At 74.6% G+C, this 16,223-nt stretch carries 17 protein-coding genes; 9 read left to right on the forward strand and 8 right to left on the reverse strand.

What is annotated here, in order from left to right:
* The first annotated feature begins 96 nt into the window (after positions 1-96).
* Positions 97-972 carry a GDSL-type esterase/lipase family protein gene (locus ACL02T_RS03540; RefSeq protein WP_412829171.1) on the forward strand — a complete coding sequence of 292 codons (876 nt, stop codon included), beginning with the start codon at positions 97-99 and terminating at the stop codon, positions 970-972.
* A 10-nt stretch (positions 973-982) separates the two neighbouring features.
* Here the strand turns inward: ACL02T_RS03540 and ACL02T_RS03545 are convergent, their stop codons facing one another.
* The 4 genes from ACL02T_RS03545 to ACL02T_RS03560 all read right to left on the reverse strand — a co-directional run bounded on the left by ACL02T_RS03545 (position 983) and on the right by ACL02T_RS03560 (position 4,199).
* Positions 983-1,198, reverse strand: a complete 216-nt coding sequence (locus ACL02T_RS03545; protein WP_412829172.1) for a hypothetical protein — start codon at positions 1,196-1,198, stop codon at positions 983-985.
* A 96-nt stretch (positions 1,199-1,294) separates the two neighbouring features.
* Positions 1,295-2,449 carry an aminotransferase class I/II-fold pyridoxal phosphate-dependent enzyme gene (locus tag ACL02T_RS03550; RefSeq protein WP_412829173.1) on the reverse strand — a complete coding sequence of 385 codons (1,155 nt, stop codon included), beginning with the start codon at positions 2,447-2,449 and terminating at the stop codon, positions 1,295-1,297.
* Positions 2,450-2,459: 10 nt separating this feature from the next.
* The gene (locus ACL02T_RS03555) at positions 2,460-2,948 is read right to left on the reverse strand and encodes an Lrp/AsnC family transcriptional regulator (protein ID WP_358207512.1); all 489 of its coding nucleotides are present in this window, start codon (positions 2,946-2,948) and stop codon (positions 2,460-2,462) included.
* A 15-nt stretch (positions 2,949-2,963) separates the two neighbouring features.
* Complete coding sequence (locus ACL02T_RS03560) at positions 2,964-4,199, reverse strand: aminotransferase-like domain-containing protein (RefSeq protein WP_412829174.1); 1,236 nt, start codon at positions 4,197-4,199, stop codon at positions 2,964-2,966.
* Between the two features lie 258 nt (positions 4,200-4,457).
* Between ACL02T_RS03560 and ACL02T_RS03565 the strand changes: the two genes are divergently transcribed.
* Together ACL02T_RS03565 and ACL02T_RS03570 are read left to right on the forward strand one after the other, a co-directional pair.
* Complete coding sequence (locus ACL02T_RS03565) at positions 4,458-5,732, forward strand: hypothetical protein (RefSeq protein ID WP_412829175.1); 1,275 nt, start codon at positions 4,458-4,460, stop codon at positions 5,730-5,732.
* A 55-nt stretch (positions 5,733-5,787) separates the two neighbouring features.
* Positions 5,788-7,152, forward strand: a complete 1,365-nt coding sequence (locus ACL02T_RS03570) for a replication-associated recombination protein A (RefSeq protein WP_412829176.1) — start codon at positions 5,788-5,790, stop codon at positions 7,150-7,152.
* Positions 7,153-7,274: 122 nt separating this feature from the next.
* On the opposite strand, the gene ACL02T_RS03575 is transcribed toward ACL02T_RS03570, so the two are convergent.
* Positions 7,275-8,198 carry a S1 family peptidase gene (locus tag ACL02T_RS03575; RefSeq protein WP_412829177.1) on the reverse strand — a complete coding sequence of 308 codons (924 nt, stop codon included), beginning with the start codon at positions 8,196-8,198 and terminating at the stop codon, positions 7,275-7,277.
* Positions 8,199-8,311: 113 nt separating this feature from the next.
* The gene (locus ACL02T_RS03580) at positions 8,312-9,565 is read right to left on the reverse strand and encodes an arginine deiminase (protein WP_412829178.1); all 1,254 of its coding nucleotides are present in this window, start codon (positions 9,563-9,565) and stop codon (positions 8,312-8,314) included.
* On the opposite strand from ACL02T_RS03580, the gene ACL02T_RS03585 reads away from it, so the two are divergent.
* From ACL02T_RS03585 to rocD, 3 genes are all read left to right on the forward strand, one after another.
* Entirely contained in the window at positions 9,564-10,046 is a 483-nt protein-coding gene (locus ACL02T_RS03585) for an Lrp/AsnC family transcriptional regulator (RefSeq protein WP_412829179.1), read from the forward strand. The genes ACL02T_RS03580 and ACL02T_RS03585 overlap by 2 nt on opposite strands.
* 137 nt (positions 10,047-10,183) lie before the next feature.
* Positions 10,184-11,020 carry a dimethylargininase gene (gene ddaH, locus ACL02T_RS03590; protein WP_412829180.1) on the forward strand — a complete coding sequence of 279 codons (837 nt, stop codon included), beginning with the start codon at positions 10,184-10,186 and terminating at the stop codon, positions 11,018-11,020.
* Positions 11,017-12,249 (forward strand): ornithine--oxo-acid transaminase, encoded by a 1,233-nt coding sequence (gene rocD / locus ACL02T_RS03595; RefSeq protein WP_412829181.1) that lies wholly within the window; start codon positions 11,017-11,019, stop codon positions 12,247-12,249. The genes ddaH and rocD overlap by 4 nt, the downstream gene beginning before the upstream one ends.
* Here rocD and ACL02T_RS03600 read toward each other — a convergent pair.
* The gene (locus ACL02T_RS03600; protein ID WP_412829182.1) at positions 12,236-13,369 is read right to left on the reverse strand and encodes a DNRLRE domain-containing protein; all 1,134 of its coding nucleotides are present in this window, start codon (positions 13,367-13,369) and stop codon (positions 12,236-12,238) included. The genes rocD and ACL02T_RS03600 overlap by 14 nt on opposite strands.
* A 137-nt stretch (positions 13,370-13,506) precedes the next feature.
* Positions 13,507-14,211, reverse strand: coding sequence for a TetR/AcrR family transcriptional regulator (locus tag ACL02T_RS03605; RefSeq protein WP_412829183.1), 705 nt, complete (start codon positions 14,209-14,211; stop codon positions 13,507-13,509).
* Between the two features lie 530 nt (positions 14,212-14,741).
* Between ACL02T_RS03605 and shbA the strand changes: the two genes are divergently transcribed.
* From shbA to ACL02T_RS03620, 3 genes are all read left to right on the forward strand, one after another.
* The gene (shbA, locus tag ACL02T_RS03610; protein WP_412829331.1) at positions 14,742-15,362 is read left to right on the forward strand and encodes an RNA polymerase sigma factor ShbA; all 621 of its coding nucleotides are present in this window, start codon (positions 14,742-14,744) and stop codon (positions 15,360-15,362) included.
* Positions 15,363-15,465: 103 nt separating this feature from the next.
* The gene (locus ACL02T_RS03615) at positions 15,466-15,867 is read left to right on the forward strand and encodes a DUF948 domain-containing protein (RefSeq protein ID WP_412829184.1); all 402 of its coding nucleotides are present in this window, start codon (positions 15,466-15,468) and stop codon (positions 15,865-15,867) included.
* On the forward strand, positions 15,864-16,172 hold the full coding sequence (locus ACL02T_RS03620) for a hypothetical protein (RefSeq protein ID WP_358206103.1): 309 nt from the start codon (positions 15,864-15,866) through the stop codon (positions 16,170-16,172). The genes ACL02T_RS03615 and ACL02T_RS03620 overlap by 4 nt, the downstream gene beginning before the upstream one ends.
* The last annotated feature ends 51 nt before the right edge of the window (positions 16,173-16,223 follow it).

The following is a 16,223-nucleotide window of genomic DNA, read 5'->3' on the forward strand; positions in this document are numbered from 1 at the left end:
CGCGGTCCAGCCTGCGGGGACGGAGTTCGCGGAGCCGTCGGCGCGACGTCATCGTGCGCACACCGCGGCGGAGCCTCGCCACCCGATCATGCGCTGGTGTCCGTGCAGAGCGTGCGACCCGCCCGTGCCCTCCCGACGACCACGCCCGCCCCGGCCGCCGCGCAGGCGGGCCGCGTCGTCACCACCCTGGCCACGCTGGGCGACTCGACGGCCGTCGGGCTGGGGGACCCGCTGCCCGGGGGCGGCTGGCGGGGCTTCCCCGTACTGCTCCGCGACGCCCTCGGTCCCGGGACCCGGCTGCTGAACCCCGCCCGCACCGGTGCCCGGATGGCCGACGTCCGCGGGACCCAGCTCGCCGCGGTCCTGCCCGCGCGGCCCGAGGCCGCCGTGATCTGCGCGGGCATGAACGACACCCTGCGGTCGGACTTCGACCCCGCCGGCATCCGCGCCGACCTCGCGGCGACGCTGGCCACCCTCGCGGCGGAGGGCACCTTCCCGGTGGTCCTGCGCTACCACGACCACACGCGGGTCTTCCGGCTGCCGGGACGCCTGCGGGCCGCCCTGCGGACCCGGGTGGTGGCCCTGAACGACGCCATCGACACCGCGATCGACGCGGCCGTCGAGGAGGTGGGCCCGGGCGTCGACGGGACCGGCGCGGGCGTGGGGGTGCTCGACCTGCATCTGCTGCCCGGCGGCTACGAGCGCGCCGCGTGGAGCGTCGACCGGCTGCACCCCTCGGAGCTGGGCCACCGGCTGCTGGCCCGCGCGGCGGGCGAGCTGCTCGCGAGCGCGGGCTTCGCGGTGCCCGCGCCGGTGCCGACCGCGTGCGGCGGCGGGCGCGAGATCACGGCCTTCCACCGGGCGGCGTGGATCGTGGTCCGCGGCACGCCGTGGCTGGTGCGCCGCGGCCGCGATCTCGGCCCGGTGATCCTGCACGGCCTGCTGGCGGGCGGGCGGGCCGGGGCCGCCTGATCGTGCGGGTCTACGCGGAGCGGGGGAGCGAGGCGGGGCGGACCGGCTGCCCCGCCTCGATCTCGAAGAGGTGGGCGCGGGTGCAGGGCCCGCACACCCAGCTGGTCACGCCATCGACGTGGTGGCTGCTCCAGGCCAGGCCGCGGACGTCGCTCGGGGTCCGCGGGCAGGCGCAGACCGTGCAGGAGTGGAGGGGGCGGGCGGTGACAGGTGCGCCGTCGTCCATGCCCCCGGAGCATGGACCGCCCGCATTGCCGTGCTGTGAACGCCACGCCGCGCAGTGTTGCGATCCGGCGAAGAGTGTGATCCCGGTTCGGCGGTATTACAGCGACCGGAGGAACCGGTCGATGCGCACCAACGCCTCCTCCAGCTGCGGCAGGGCGGTCGCGTAGGAGCACCGGATGTGCCCCTCGCCGGAGGGCCCGAAGACGTTGCCGGGCACCACGGCCACGCTCTCGGCCTTCAGCAGCCGCTCGGCGAAGGTCTCCGAGTCCAGCCCGGACGACCGGACGGACGGGAACGCGTAGAAGGCGCCACCCGGTTCCGGGCACTCCAGCCCGATCTCGCGCAGACCCTTCACGAACACCCGCCGCCGTCGGTCGTAGTCGGCGACCATCTCGCGGACGTCGCCGTCGGCCTCCTCGAGCGCCTCGACGGCGGCGACCTGCGAGACGTGCGGGGCACACAGCATCGTGTACTGGTGCACCCGCACGCACAGCTCGGCCACGGCCCGGGGCGCGCAGATCCAGCCGACCCGCCAGCCCGTCATCGCCTGGGCCTTGGAGAACCCGCCGAGCACCACGGTCCGTTCCCGCGCGCCCGGCACGGCGCCCAGGCAGACGTGGACGTCGTCGTAGGTCAGCCGGTCGTAGATCTCGTCGGAGATCAGGTACAGGTCGTGCTTCTCGGCCAGCCGCACCAGGCCCTCGAGGGCGGCCCGCGGCTGGACGGCGCCGGTCGGGTTGGCCGGCGAACCGATGAGGATCGCCTTGGTGCGCGGCGTGATCGCGGCCTCGACCGCGGCGGGGTCGATCGCGAAGTCCGCCTCCCACCGCGTGGCCACCTGCACGGGGGTACCGCCCGCGAACGCGACGCACGGCTCGTAGGCGACGTAGCAGGGCTCCGGGACGACCACCTCGTCGCCGGGGTTGAGCAGTACCCGCAGCGCCAGGTCGAGCCCCTCGGACACCCCGGTGGTGATCAGACACTCGGTGTCCCACGCGTACCGCGCGGAGTACCGCTGCTCCAGGCTCGCGCAGATCAACCGGCGCAGCTCGGGCAGCCCCGCGTTCGAGGTGTAGGTGGTGTAGCCGTGCTCGAGGGCGTAGATGCCGGCCTCGCGGATCCGCCACGGCGTGACGAAGTCCGGCTCGCCCACGCCGAGGGAGATCACGTCGTCCATCTCGGCGGCGATGTCGAAGAAGCGCCGGATGCCCGACGGCGGGCAGGCGGCGATGACGTCGTTGAGCGGCTTCACGGGCGGGTCCTCACGGGGTGACGCGGAGGCGGTGGTCGGGCTCCGGCTCGAAGAACGTGTCGCCGTCGCGCTTGTGGGTGTGCAGCACGAAGTGCGTGGCGGTGGCCGTGACCCGGTCGATGGTCGAGAGCTTGCGGCTCACGAAGTCGCTGACCGCGCGGATGTTCGACCCGACGACCGTGCACCGCAGGTCGTGCCCGCCGGAGACGAGGTAGCAGCTGCGGACCTCGTCGAAGCGGGAGATCCGCTCCGCGACGTCGTCGAACCCGACGCCGCGGGCCGGCGCGACCGCCACGTCGATGAACGCGGTGACCTCGGTGGCCTCGGAGCCGTCGACCTTCTCCCAGTCGACCACCGCCTTGTACCGGCGGATCACGCCCGCCTTCTCCCACGCCGCGATCTGGGCCGATACCTCCGCGACGGGCCGCCCGGTCATGGTCGCCAGGGTGTCGTGGCTCAGCGACGCGTCCCGCTCCAGCAGTTCCAGGATCTCGCGCACGGTCACCGACCCTACTCAGGAGTCCGGCCGGCGGGAGGCCCGGGCGAGTCGCCGGACGGCTTCGCGCAGCAGATCGGGCGGGTAGGTGGCGAAGCAGAGCCGCGCGGCCGAGCGGAGCGCCCCGCCGTCGACCGGCGCGTCGACGGAGAAGGCGCCCCCGGGCACGAACCCGACACCCTGCTCCAGGGCCCGCGGCAGCAGGGCCGCGGTGTCGGTGCCGTCGGCGAACTCCAGCCAGCAGAACATCCCGCCGGACGGGGTGGACCGGGTGACCGCGGGTCCGAACTCGGCGTCGACGGCGGCGGTGAGGGCCGCCGCGCGGCCGCGGTTCTCGCGCCGCACCCCGACGACGTGCCCGGCGAACCACTCCTCGTCGGCCAGCAGCTCGGCCGTGATCATCTGGGTGAGCGACGACCCGCAGAGATCCGTGGACTGCTTGAGCCGCTCGACGGCCGCGGCCAGCACCGGCGGCGCGACCAGCCAGCCGACCCGTAGGGACGGGGCCAGCACCTTCGACGCGCTGCCCAGCCGGACGACGTGGTCGCCGTGGGCGGCCACCGGGCGGGGCGGATCGCCGTCGAAGGCGAGCAGACCGTACGGGTCGTCCTCGACGACGAGGAAGCCGTACCGTTCGGCGAGTCCGGCCAGATCCCGGCGGCGCTCCTGGCCCAGGGTGACGCCGCGCGGGTTGTGGAAGCTGGACACGGTGTGCACGAGCCGGGGCCGGAACCCCGCGGCCAGGCGGGCGGCCAGGACGTCGACCCGCATCCCCTCGCCGTCGAGCGGGACCGGGTGCACGTCGGCACCCGCGGCCTGCAGGACCTGCAGCGCCCCGACGTAGACCGGGTCCTCGACGGCCACCGGGTCGCCCGGGTCGAGCAGGGCGCGCGCGAGCAGGTCCAGGGCCTGCTGCGACCCGCTCGTCACGACGACGTCGGCCGGGCCGACCGGCCGCCCCGTCCGGCCCGTCTCGTGCGCGGCCACGACCTCGCGCAGCCGGCCGAGCCCGGCCGTCTCGGAGTACTGCACGGCGGTGGGGGACGCCAGCGCCCGCTCGGCGGCCTCGGCGATCCGTTCGCGCGGCATGAGGTCCGCGGCGGGCAGGCCGCCGGCGAGGCTCAGCACGTCGTCGCGCGCGGTGAGGGTGAGCAGATCCCTGATGGCGGAGCCGCGGATCCCGGACAGCCGGGCGGCGAGCCTGATCGGAGGTGCTCCGCCGGCGGAGCGGGGACGGAGATCGGTACTGGTCACGTGGGCCTCGCGGAGAGGTGGGGCAGGGGCGGGGGCCGGCCGCCGCCGGGTGGTCACCGGGAGCGGCCGGGCCGTCCCGCGGGGTCCGCGGAGCAGCGAGCGCGCGATCGGGTGGACCGCCGCCCGTCCCGATGATGCGCCCTGTTCCTGGCATACGGAACCGGTTTCCCGCATCCTGGGAGGAGCGCCACGTTGCAACCCGATCACGGGACTTCCGGCCCGGTGACCGACGTGGACGAACCCTCTAGGTTGCCCGGTATGAGCACCCCGTCGGGCGACGACCGCCACCGACACGGCGAGCAGGGCGCCCCGCAGCCCGACTCGGCCCCGCCCCAGCAGGAGGCTGGGCAGGAACCGCCCGGCAGCCACCCCGCGCCCGGCCCGGGCCAGGACCACGGGCAGGCCGGAGCAGGGCAGCCCGGCCAGGCGCCTCCACCCGGGTACGGGCCCGGTCCCGACCAGTACGGGCAGGCTCCGGGCCAGGGCTACACGCCGCCGGCCGGCTACGGCCAGCAGGGATACGGCCAGCAGGGATACGGCCAGGGACAGCCGCCGGCCGGTTACGGGCAGCAGGGCTACCCGCCGCCGGCCGGCTACGGCCAGCAGGGCTACGGCCAGCAGGGCTACGGCCAGCAGGGTTACGAGCAGCAGGGTTACGGACAGCAGCCCTACGGCTACGGCCAGGGTCAGCCGGCGCAGTACGCCCAGCCCCCGGGTGGCCAGCACCCGGGTGGCCAGTACCCGGGGGCCCAGTACCAGGGGGCCCAGTACCCGGGCGGGGCGCCCGCGCCGCTCGCGGACCCGCTCGTCGCCGCCGACTTCTCCGACTGGTGGGCGAAGGTCCTCGCGGTGCTGAAGCGGAGCTGGCAGCCGTTGCTGCTGATCCAGCTCGCGACGGCGCTCCCGGCGCTGATCCTCGCGGCGATCCTGGGGGTCGTGCTGGCCGCGGGCGGAGGCGTGGTCGGGGTCGCCGTCGGCGGGGGGATCTTCGTGATCCTCGTCGTGGCGGCCTCGCTGCTCGCGCAGGGGGCGTCGGTCTACGTCGTCACCCGGCAGGCGGCCGAGCAGCCGGTCGGTGCGAGCGAGGCGTTGTCCTTCGCCGCCAGCCGCGCCCTGCCCCTGCTGGGCTGGGGGCTCCTCGCCGGGATCCTCGTGTTCATCGGGTTCCTGCTGCTCGTCCTCCCGGGCGTGTATCTCCTGGTGGTGTTCGCGGCCTCGCTGACCGGTGTGATCATGTACGAGCGGGCGGGGATCGGCCGGACCTTCGAGCTGGTGAACCGGCAGTTCTGGGGCACGTTCGGGCGGTTGATCACGTTCGCCATCGCCGCCGCCGTCTACAGCGGGATCATCAGCGCCATCGTCAGCACCTTCACCGCGCCGGACAGCGTCGCGCGCTCGTTGGTCGTCAACATCCTGACGCTGCCGGTGACCCTGGCGGCGGCGGGCGTCGCCGTCGTCACCTACGCCTCGCTACGCAACAAGGAGAACCCGCAGGTCGGGACGCCGACGCTCGTGCACGAGCTGCAGCGCTGACGTTCTCCCCGGTTCGTGCCGGGACCGTCGGTGCCGGGTGGCACCCTGGACGGCGATGAGTGCTGCATCCGACGGCCTGTTCGACATCGGCGAACCCCCCGGATCCGGGGAGACCGCCGCGGGGGAGGCGCGCCCGGTCCCCGGCGCGCCCCTCGCCGTGCGGATGCGGCCCCGCTCGGTCGACGAGGTCGTCGGCCAGCGGCACCTGCTCAAGCCCGGCGCCCCGCTGCGGCGCCTGCTGGAGGGCGGCGCCCCGGCGTCCGTGCTGCTCTACGGCCCGCCCGGCACCGGCAAGACCACGCTCGCCCGGCTGATGGCGCGGGCCGGCGAGCGGCACTTCGTCGCCCTGTCGGCGCTCTCGGCGGGGGTGAAGGAGCTGCGCGCCGTGATCGACGACGCCCGGCGCCGCCGGGACCACCACGGCGGTTCCACGGTGCTGTTCATCGACGAGGTGCACCGCTTCTCCAAGACCCAGCAGGACGCGCTGCTCGGCGCGGTCGAGGACCGGGTGGTGCTGCTGGTCGCCGCGACCACGGAGAACCCGTCCTTCTCGGTCGTCTCGCCGCTGCTGTCGCGCTCGCTGGTCCTGCAGCTGCAGTCGCTCGACGAGGACGAGGTCCGCGAGGTGCTCCGCCGGGCGATGAGTGCCGAACAGGGCCTGAACGGTGCCGTCACCCTCGCCCAGGACGGCGAGGCCGCCCTGGTCCGGCTCTCCGCCGGGGACGCGCGGCGCGCCCTCACGGCGCTCGAGGCGGCGGCCGACGGGGTGCTGGCCGACGGCACCGGGATCGTCGACCTGGCGGCGGTCGAGCGGGCGGTCACCGAGGTCGCGGTTCGCTACGACCGCGCCGGCGACCAGCACTACGACGTGATCAGCGCCTTCATCAAGTCCATCCGGGGTTCGGACCCCGACGCCGCGCTGCACTACCTGGCGCGGATGATCGTGGCAGGTGAGGACCCGCGGTTCATCGCGCGGCGGCTGATGGTGCACGCCAGCGAGGACATCGGGCTCGCGGACCCGACGGCGCTGCAGGCCGCGACCGCGGCGGCGCAGGTGGTCCAGCTCGTCGGCATGCCGGAGGCGAGGCTCGCCCTGGCCCAGGCGACCGTGCACCTCGCCACGGCACCCAAGTCCAATGCCGTGATCTCGGCGATCGACGCCGCGATGGCGGACGTGAAGGCCGGGGCGGTCGGGGCGGTGCCCCCGCACCTGCGGGACGGGCACTACGCGGGCGCGCCGAAGCTGGGCAACGCCGTGGGCTACCGCTACCCGCACAGCACGCCGGACGGGGTGCTGGCCCAGCAGTACCCGCCGGACGAGCTCGTGGGCAGGGACTACTACGAGCCCACCACGCACGGGGCCGAGCGGGTCCTCGCCGAGCGCCTGCCCAAGCTGCGTCGCGCGGTCCGCGGCCGTTGAGACGGAGTCGCCCACCCCACCCCACCGCACCCTGGAACCATGACGCGACTTCCCGAGCAGCTGGGTCGCGTTATGGAACCATGATGCGGCTCTTCGGCCTGCTGGGTGGCGGTATGGAACCATCATGAGAGTCCTGGCCCGGCTCCGGCGGTGCGCAGGGTCAGACCCAGCGAGCTCAGCGCCTGGTCGATCGGGGTGAAGTAGGCCGTGCAGCCGTCGCCGGCCCCGCTGTGCACGCCCTGCGCCTGACCGTCGGCCGTGATGTAGGGGCCGCCGGAGTCGCCCTGGGCGGTGCAGATCGAGGCGACCACCATGCCGCGCTGCTGCTCGCCGTCGAAGTTCACGGTGCGGTTGCGGGCCGTGACGGGGCCGCAGGTCTTGCCGCTGGTGCTGCCGTAGAGGCACACGGTCGAGCCGATCGGCGCGGGCTCGACCCCGCGGACGGCCTGCGAGGCCACCTCGGGCAGCGCCGGGGTGGCGGCGGTGACGGGTACGGCCCCGACGTCGACGCCGCGCCCCGCCGTCCGGGCGCCGTCCCCGATGACCTCGCCCTCGGAGTCGAGCCACTCGTCGGACTCGCGGGTGCAGTGCCCGGCGGTGATGATCCAGTCCTGCGCGCCCGAGCCGGCGGAGAACCCGAGGGTGCACCGGGTGGTGCCGCCGGTGATCCGCTGACCGCCGCGCAGGTCCTGGTGACGCGGCACCCCCGCCCCGGTCTCGATCCGCAGCAGCCCCGGGTCGATGCCCTCGAGCAGCGCGGTCGTCCCGGGGGAGGGGGCGCCGACCAACCGGACGTCGACGACGTCGCCGTCGATGCCGTAGTCCGCCAGCTCCGTGGGCATGCCGACGGCGGTCCGCGCGTCGAGCAGGGCCATCACGGCGGCGGGCCCGGCGAGCGGGGCCGCGGCCTTCGGTTCCTGCGGCGACGCCGCCGCCACCCCGGCCCCCGTGAGGGCCGCGGCGGCGGTCAGGACGAGGAGGGTGCGGAGCACGGTCCGGAACGCGGGGAGGCGCATGGCGGTGCGCTGTCCGTCGAGGGCGGCCACGTCCCGCCAACGAGGACGACGTTGCTCCCGGCGCGCGTGTCCACCCGCGCGTGCGTCACCCGTTCGGGCTAGTTACACACACGGTATTCGTGCCGGGTCGCCGGGTCGTGCGGTCAGGTCGGGTCACGCAGGATCGGGCAGCTCATGCACCGCGGCCCGCCGCGCCCGCGGCCGAGCTCGCTGCCGGGGACCTCGAGCACCTCGACGCCCTGCTTGCGCAGGTAGGCGTTGGTCGTGACGTTGCGCTCGTAGGTGACGACGACGCCGGGCGCCACGGCGAGCAGGTTGCAGCCGTCGTCCCACTGCTCGCGTTCGGCGGAGTGCACGTCCTGCTCGGCGGTGAGCACCCGGATCGAGTCCAGCCCGACCGCGGCGGCGATGGCGGCGTGCATGTCCTCCGGCTGGTGGTCGGTCATGACCATCTCCTTGTCGGAGGCGCCCGGGCGCACCGTGTAGGAGGGCAGCATGCCGAGCCCGGCGTACTTCACGAACGTCCCGCGGTCGATCATCGTCAGGACGGTGTCGAGGTGCATGAGGGCCCGGCCGTGCGGCATCCGCAGCGCGACGATCCGGTCCACCTCACCGCCGGCGAACAGCGACCGCGCCAGTCGCTCGACGCCCGCCGGCCGGGTGCGCTCGCTCATCCCGATCAGCACCGCACCGTCGCCGAGCACGAGGATGTCGCCGCCCTCGACCGTCGCGGGCCCGTTGACCGAGCCCGCCGACCACACGTCGAAGCCGGCCCCGGCGAACAGCGGGTGCCAGCGGTACACGGCCTCGTAGTGCACCGTCTCCCGCATCCGGGCCTGCTTGCGCATGCTGTTGATCGCCACGCCGCCGTGGATCCAGGCCGTCGTGTCGCGGGTGTAGAGGTGGTTCGGCAGCGGCTCGAGCACGAAGTCGTCCGGGCCGAGGACGTGGAAGGCGATCGACCGCGGCTCCTCGATCCGGTCGAGGACCTCGCGCTTGGTGATGCCGCCGATCATGTGCTCGGTCAGCGTGTCCACGTCCATCGCGTCGAACAGGTTGCGCAGGGCGTCGACGGCGAGCGGGCCGTACATCCGGTCGTCGAAGATCCGGTCGAGCGCGTACGCCTTGGCCTCGGGGAGCTCGAGGGTCTCGCGCAGCAGCCGGTCGAACAGGTGGACCTCGATCCCGCGCTCGTGCAGCAGCGCGGCGAAGCCGTCGTGCTCCTCCTGGGCGCGCTGGACCCACAGGACGTCGTCGAACAGCAACTGGTCCTTGTTGCCCGGGGTGAGCCGCTTGAGCTCCAGGCCCGGCCGGTGCAGCAGGACCCGCCGCAGCGTCCCGACCTCCGAGTCGACCCGGTGGACGATCGGGTCGGTCGGCGAGTCCGTGGGGTGCATGGGCGCCATCGTGACCGAAGATGGGCCCGTGCGCTGGGACCCGCTCGACGAGAAGATCGTGACGCTGCTGGTCGCGGACTCGCGCCGCAGCTTCGCGGAGCTGGGCGCGGAGATCGGGCTCTCGGCGTCCGCGGTCAAGCGCCGGGTGGACCGGCTGCGCGCCGACGGCGTCATCACCGCGTTCACGGTGCGGCTCGATCCCGCCGCGCTGGGCTGGAGCGTCGAGGGGTACGTCGAGTTGTACTGCCGGCCCTCGACGCCGCCGGCGGCGATCCGGCGGGCGTGCGAGGGGCTGGCGGAGGTCGTCGACGCGAGCACCGTGTCCGGCGACGCCGACGCCCTGGTCCGGATCCTCGCCGCCGACATGCGCCACTTCGAGCGCGTCCTGGAGCAGATCGGTGCCGAGGGCTTCGTCGAGCGGACCAAGTCCGTGCTGGTGCTCTCACCACTCGTTCGCAGGCCGCCGCCCACCATGCACTGAAACGCCGTTTCCGCGGTCCAACGTGCAACGATCGTGCGCCGATGGGCAACGACGGGCGATTGTCGCTGTGCCGCTCGGCTCCCTACCGTGGTCGGGAGTCCCGAGGACGTGACTCCCGGCGCGCCGAGGGAGGCTCCGTGACCAGCGTTCTCACCCGTTCCGACGCGGCACCTGCGCGCACCCCCACCCGGCGGCACTACCTGATGTGCCCACCGACCCACTTCGCCGTCGAGTACTCGATCAACCCGTGGATGCGGCCGGGGACCCCGGTCGACCGCGACCTGGCCCTCGCGCAGTGGGACGCCCTGCGCCGCACCTACCTCGAGCTGGGCCACGAGGTGAGCGTCGTGGAACCCGAGCCGGGGCTGCCGGACATGGTCTATGCCGCCAACGCCGCGACGGTCGTCGGCGGCCGGGTCTACGGCGCCCGCTTCCGGCACCCGCAGCGAGCCGCCGAGGCCGAGCTGTACCGCAAGGCGCTGGTCGAGGCCGGCCCCTACACCGAGCCGGCGTTCGTGAACGAGGGCGAGGGCGACTTCCTGGTGGCCGGGGACGTCGTGCTGGCCGGCACCGGCTTCCGGACCGAGCCGCGGGCGCACGCCGAGGCGGCCCGGGTGCTGCGCCGGCCCGTCCTCGGGCTCGAGCTCGTCGACCCCCGCTACTACCACCTCGACACCGCGCTCGCCGTGCTGTCCGGGCACGAGGTCGCCTACCTGCCCGAGGCCTTCTCGCCGCGCTCCCGCGGGGTGCTGGCCGGCCGCTACCCCGACGCGGTGCTCGCCTCGCCGGTCGACGCGGCGGTCCTCGGGCTCAACGCCGTGTCGGACGGCCGGCACGTCGTCCTCCCCGCCGCGGCCGTCGGGCTGGCCGCGGCCCTGCGCGACCGCGGGTACCAGCCCGTGGGCGTCGACCTGTCCGAGCTGCTCAAGGGCGGCGGCGGACCCAAGTGCTGCACGTTGGAGGTGCGCGCATGACGCTTCTGGACCAGCCCGGCACGGCCCTCTCGGCGACCACGCACCACGAGCGGATGCTCGCCGAGCACTCCGCGCACAACTACGCGCCGCTGCCGGTGGTGCTCTCCTCGGGCGAGGGTGCCTGGGTCACGGACGTCGAGGGCCGCCGCTACCTCGATTTCCTCGCCGGCTACTCCGCCCTGAACTTCGGCCACGGTCACCCCGCCCTGCGGGCCGCCGCCCACGCCCAGCTGGACCGGATGACGCTGACCAGCCGGGCCTTCGGCAACGACCAGCTCGGCCCGTTCTGCACCGAGCTCGCCGCGCTGCTCGGCAAGGACATGGTGCTGCCGATGAACACCGGCGCCGAGGCCGTCGAGTCGGGGCTCAAGGTCGCCCGCAAGTGGGGCTACGAGGTCAAGGGCGTGCCCACCGACCGGGCGCGCGTCGTGGTGGCGGCCCGTGCGTTCCACGGCCGCACGATCTCGATCGTGTCCTTCTCCACCGACCCCGAGGCGCGCGGCGGGTTCGGCCCGTTCACGCCGGGCTTCGACGTCGTCCCGTACGGCGACCCCGACGCCCTGCGGTCCGCGATCACCCCGGAGACGGTGGCGGTGCTGCTGGAGCCGGTGCAGGGCGAGGCCGGCGTGATCGTCCCGCCGGAGGGCTACCTGCGTGCGGTGCGGGAGATCTGCACCGAGACCGGGGTGCTCTGGATCTCCGACGAGGTGCAGTCCGGCCTGGGCCGCACCGGGCACGTCCTGGCGACCCGCGGGCTGGGCCGGGTCCAGGCGGACGTCTACCTGCTGGGCAAGGCGCTCGGCGGCGGCGTGGTGCCGGTGTCGGCCGTGGTGGCCGACACCGACGTCCTCGGCGTGCTCCGGCCCGGCCAGCACGGCTCGACCTTCGGCGGGAACCCGCTGGCCTGCGCGGTCGGCCGGGCGGTGATCGAGATCCTGCGCGACGACGCCCTGCTCGCCCGCACCAGGGCGCTCGGCGAGGTCCTGCAGGCGCGCCTGCGCGCGATGCCCGGCCTGACCGCCGTGCGCGGGGTGGGGCTCTGGGCGGGGATCGACGTCCACCCGGCACTCGGGACCGGTCGCGAGCTGGGCGAGCGGCTCGCGCGGGCCGGGGTGCTGACCAAGGACACCCACGGCCCGACGTTGCGCCTCTCGCCACCGCTCGTCGTCGAGGACCGGGACCTGCACCTCGCCCTGGACACCCTGGAGGGCGTGCTCAGCCGAGCGTGACGGTGAGGTGGGGGACGGTCGCCGTCTCCGCCGAGGCGAACCGCTTCCACGACAGCGGGTCGGCCTCGTCGGCCGCCTTGAGCACCACGGTGCCGGAGGTGGCGCCGGCCGCGGCCCACTCCGCCACGAGACCGGTGACGTCCACGCTGCTCCAGCCCGGCGCGCAGGCCGCGGCGTTGCCGCGGGTGTCGGTGCTGGTCGCGCGGAGGCGCTCGGGCCGCGGCTGGTTCGCCCAGCGCAGCTTCGGGCCGACCGTGGTGCCCGCCGGCAGCGTCCACACCTCCCACGCGCGCGGGCGGCAGGAGGCGGACCAGGTCTGGTACAGGTCCAGCGTCGCGGACCGTACGGTCGCGCCCCCGAGCGCACCCGCCTCGGTGAGGTCGAAGGTGAGGTAGCCCCGGGCCGCCGCCGTGCCGTCGTAGCTGCCGAGCCGCAGGTCGGGGTCGCCGGAGGTGTCGGTGTTCCGCACGGTCGTCTGCGTCGTGGTGTCGAACGGGACCGGCGCCTCCGCGGTGACCGGCGCGGCAGCGACGACGCGACTGACGGCGGACTCGGCCTCGGTCAGCGGCGTGGCCGCGTCCGGCCCCGCTTCGGCGTCACCGGTGAGGCGCAGCTCCGGAGCGGGGCCGGTCGCGGTCCCGTCCGTGCGCACCGAGGCGACGAAACCCGCGCGGGTCGCCTCGACCTCGAGGTCGTAGCCGGGCGCGACCTGCCGGTAGACGGCCGTCGAGCCGTCGAGCTCCGGGGTGGGCAGCTGCTCCGGCCACACGACCGCGGCCGAACCGCCCCGTGCGTACCGCACCGACGGTCCGGTCGGGGTCAGCCTGAGGTCGTGGGGCGCCGCGACGGGCCGGACGACGCCGTCGGGCCCGGGCTGCAGGGTGAGGTCGACCGGCAGCCACTCCGCGCCGCGCCGCACCCGCACCGGGCCGGAGTAGAGGGTGACGGTCCGCGTGCCGTCGGGCCGCACCGTGGCCTCGGAGGTGGCGCTGACGGTGCTGCCGGCCTCGGTGCCCGCGGTGCCGGGGCCCACGGGTGCCGCGGCGGCGGGCGCGGCCGCGAGGGCGGCGGACGTGCCGAGGGACAGTGCGACCGAGAGCAGGGTGGCGATGCGGGACACCGCGCGACGTTCCATGATCGGTACAGGTACGAGCCTCGTGTGGGGTACGGCAAGGGACGTGCCCGCAGCGGGGGACGCGATCCACCCGTTCGGGACCGTTCGTCGTGCCGAGACGGCCGCCCGTCCCGCACAAGCGGTCAGTGACCGCCGGCGAAGGGCCGCTCGTCCACACCGACGGCGCAGAGCAGCTCGGGCTTGAGCGTCCCGAAGAGCACGGTGAGTAACAGCTCGGCCGTCTGCTCCGGCGGTTCGTGCGGCCTGTTCACGGCCCGGACGAGCAGGGTGTCGACGACCACCCCGCTGATCTCGGCGGCCGGCGGGTAGCGGCGCAGCTGGCCGGAGGCCTGTCCGTCCCGCAGGAGCCCGAGGAGCGTGTCGGGTACCGGGGCGAGCGTGCGCGGATCACCCGGGTCACCCGGAACGTCCGGATCGGGCGGCCGGCCGACCCGGGTGGCCACGTAGTCCTGGGCGGCGTACCAGAACGCGCCGGTGAGCCCGCGGTGTCGCCAGCTCGTCCTGGCCAGGGCCTCGAGCTGGTCGCGCAGTGCGTCCACCACCGGCCGTCCGGCCCTGCGGTCCTGCTCCGCCTGCCCGACGAGGGACAGGACCAGCGGTCGGTAGACGTGGCCGATGAGGGCGTGTTTGCTCGGGAAGTGGTTGTAGGCGGTCGCCGGGCTCACGCCCGCCGTCGCCGCGACGTCCTCCATGCGCGTGCGGTTCCAGCCCCGGGCGCCGAAGTGGGCGTCCGCGGCATCCAGGAGGGCGCGGCGGGTGCGGTCTCGCTTCGTCTGTGCCGCCCTGGCTCGAGCGTCGCTCGAACGGCCGGTTCCGCCAGGGGTCACATCGACGGACGGTAGTCGAAACGCGCCGAGTTGGTCTTGACTCCATTTCGACAATCACCCAAGATGGTGACCACGTACTTGAATCTCGAACGGTCTCGCCGGGCAGGGCACGGCCCCGCGATCGCCGCCGGAGGACGGTACGGGCACCCGCCCGTCGGGGGTCGCCTCGTGCGGCCGGGTGGGTGTCGTACGGTCGCTCCGCCCGGAGCACGCGGCCACGGTCCGACGGGCACATCGGGCCCCGGTCGCTCGTACCGCGCACGGCGCGGAGGGGCGTCGTCCGGCTCGGGCCGGGCACGTCCCCTGCGTCGCAGGGGAGGGGAACCCATGCACGCCTTCGTCCGTCCTGCCACGGGGCCGGTCCGATGACCGCCGCGGCAGCCTTCGAGCCCCCGGATCCGTTCGGCGCCGCGTTCGCCGAGCCGGAGGGACCCGTCGCCGGCCCCGAGCCGGCCGGCGCCCAGGCACCGCACCTCACCGTCGTCGGTGAACCGACGGGCCGGCGGGCCCGGACGGTCCCCGCACCGTCGGTGCTCGAGAAGTACGTCGCCGCCGCGGTCGAGGGCGACGCGCGGGCCCGTGAACGGCTCCTCGAGGAGATCCGCCCGCTCGTGCTGCGGTACTGCCGCGCCCGGCTCGGCCGTCAGGAGACGGTGATCGGCTCGGCCGAGGACGTCGCGCAGGACGTCTGCGTCGCCGTCCTCGCCGCCCTGCCCGGCTACACGGTGAAGGGCCTCTCCTTCCGCGCCTTCGTGTACGGCATCGCCGCGCACAAGGTCACCGACACCTTCCGGGCCATCGGCCGCAACCGCTCCGAGCCGGTGGCCGACGTGCCGGACACCGGGGTGGTGCTCGACGGCCCGGAGCACCTGGCGTTGACCGCCGAGCTGAACCAGCGCCTCGGCGGGCTGCTCGGCGTGCTGACCGAGCGACAGCGCGAGGTCCTCGTGCTGCGCGTGGTCGTCGGGCTCAGCGCCGAGGAGACCGCGCAGACCGTCGGGTCCACCCCCGGCGCCGTGCGCGTGACCCAGCACCGCGCGCTCGCCCGGCTGCGCCAGCTCGTCACCGAAGCGCCGCCCCGCGAACCCGCCGACACGGGCGCCGACACCGGCGCCGACACGGACGAGGGCCCGGCCGTCACCAGCGGCTGATCCGCGCGTGATCCGGACGTGGGGACCGGTGGCCGGGGGAGTAGCCTGACCGCCGATCTCCACGCTCGTGGCGGTCGGAAGTCGAAGATCGCTGGAGGGGTCCGTGTCGGCTGGTCAGATCGCCGCGCTCATCGCGGCGATCGCGTTCGTGGTGCTCGTCGTGCTGCTCGCGATCCCGCTGTTGAAGCTCGGCCGCACGCTCGACGAGGCGACCGTCGCCATCCGCAAGGCCCATGAGGGCAGCGCCCCGCTGCTGGTCGACGCGCACACCACGCTGAACAGCGTCAACACGCAGCTCGAGCGCGTCGACGGGATCACCTCGAACGCCAAGACCGTCACCAGCAACGTGTCGGTACTGACCTCGCTGTTCACCGCGACCCTGGGCGGCCCGCTCGTGCGGGCCGCCGCCTTCTCCTACGGCCTCAACAAGGCGATCAAGGCCCGCCGCGCCGGCCGGGACGGTGGGGTGCACTCCCGTGGCCGCCGCCGGGGGAGGAAGAAGTGAAGCGGCTGTTCTGGATCGGCGTCGGCGCGGCCGCCGGCGCCTACGTCACCCGCCGGCTCACCGAGACCAGGCAGCGGCTGACCCCGCAGGGCATCGGCGCCGACCTGGCCGACGGGCTGCGCGAGCTCGGGGCGGGGCTCGGGGCCTTCGGTGCCGAGGTGCGCGCCGGCATGGCCACCCGCGAGCAGGAGCTCACCGACCTGGTCGAGCGGCGGACGGGCGGGCACGTCCCGTCCTACAGTGAGGCCGTGGCCGAGGACGAGCCGGCCCGCCCTCGGGGGCGAGCGCGCGGGGCAGGGGCCTGAGCGGTCCCTGCCGCACCGTGCCGTCGTCCCCCCGTATCCCTCGAGAGAGAC

Origin of the sequence: Pseudonocardia oceanicola (assembly GCF_047200735.1) — a bacterium.
GTDB lineage: Bacteria > Actinomycetota > Actinomycetes > Mycobacteriales > Pseudonocardiaceae > Pseudonocardia.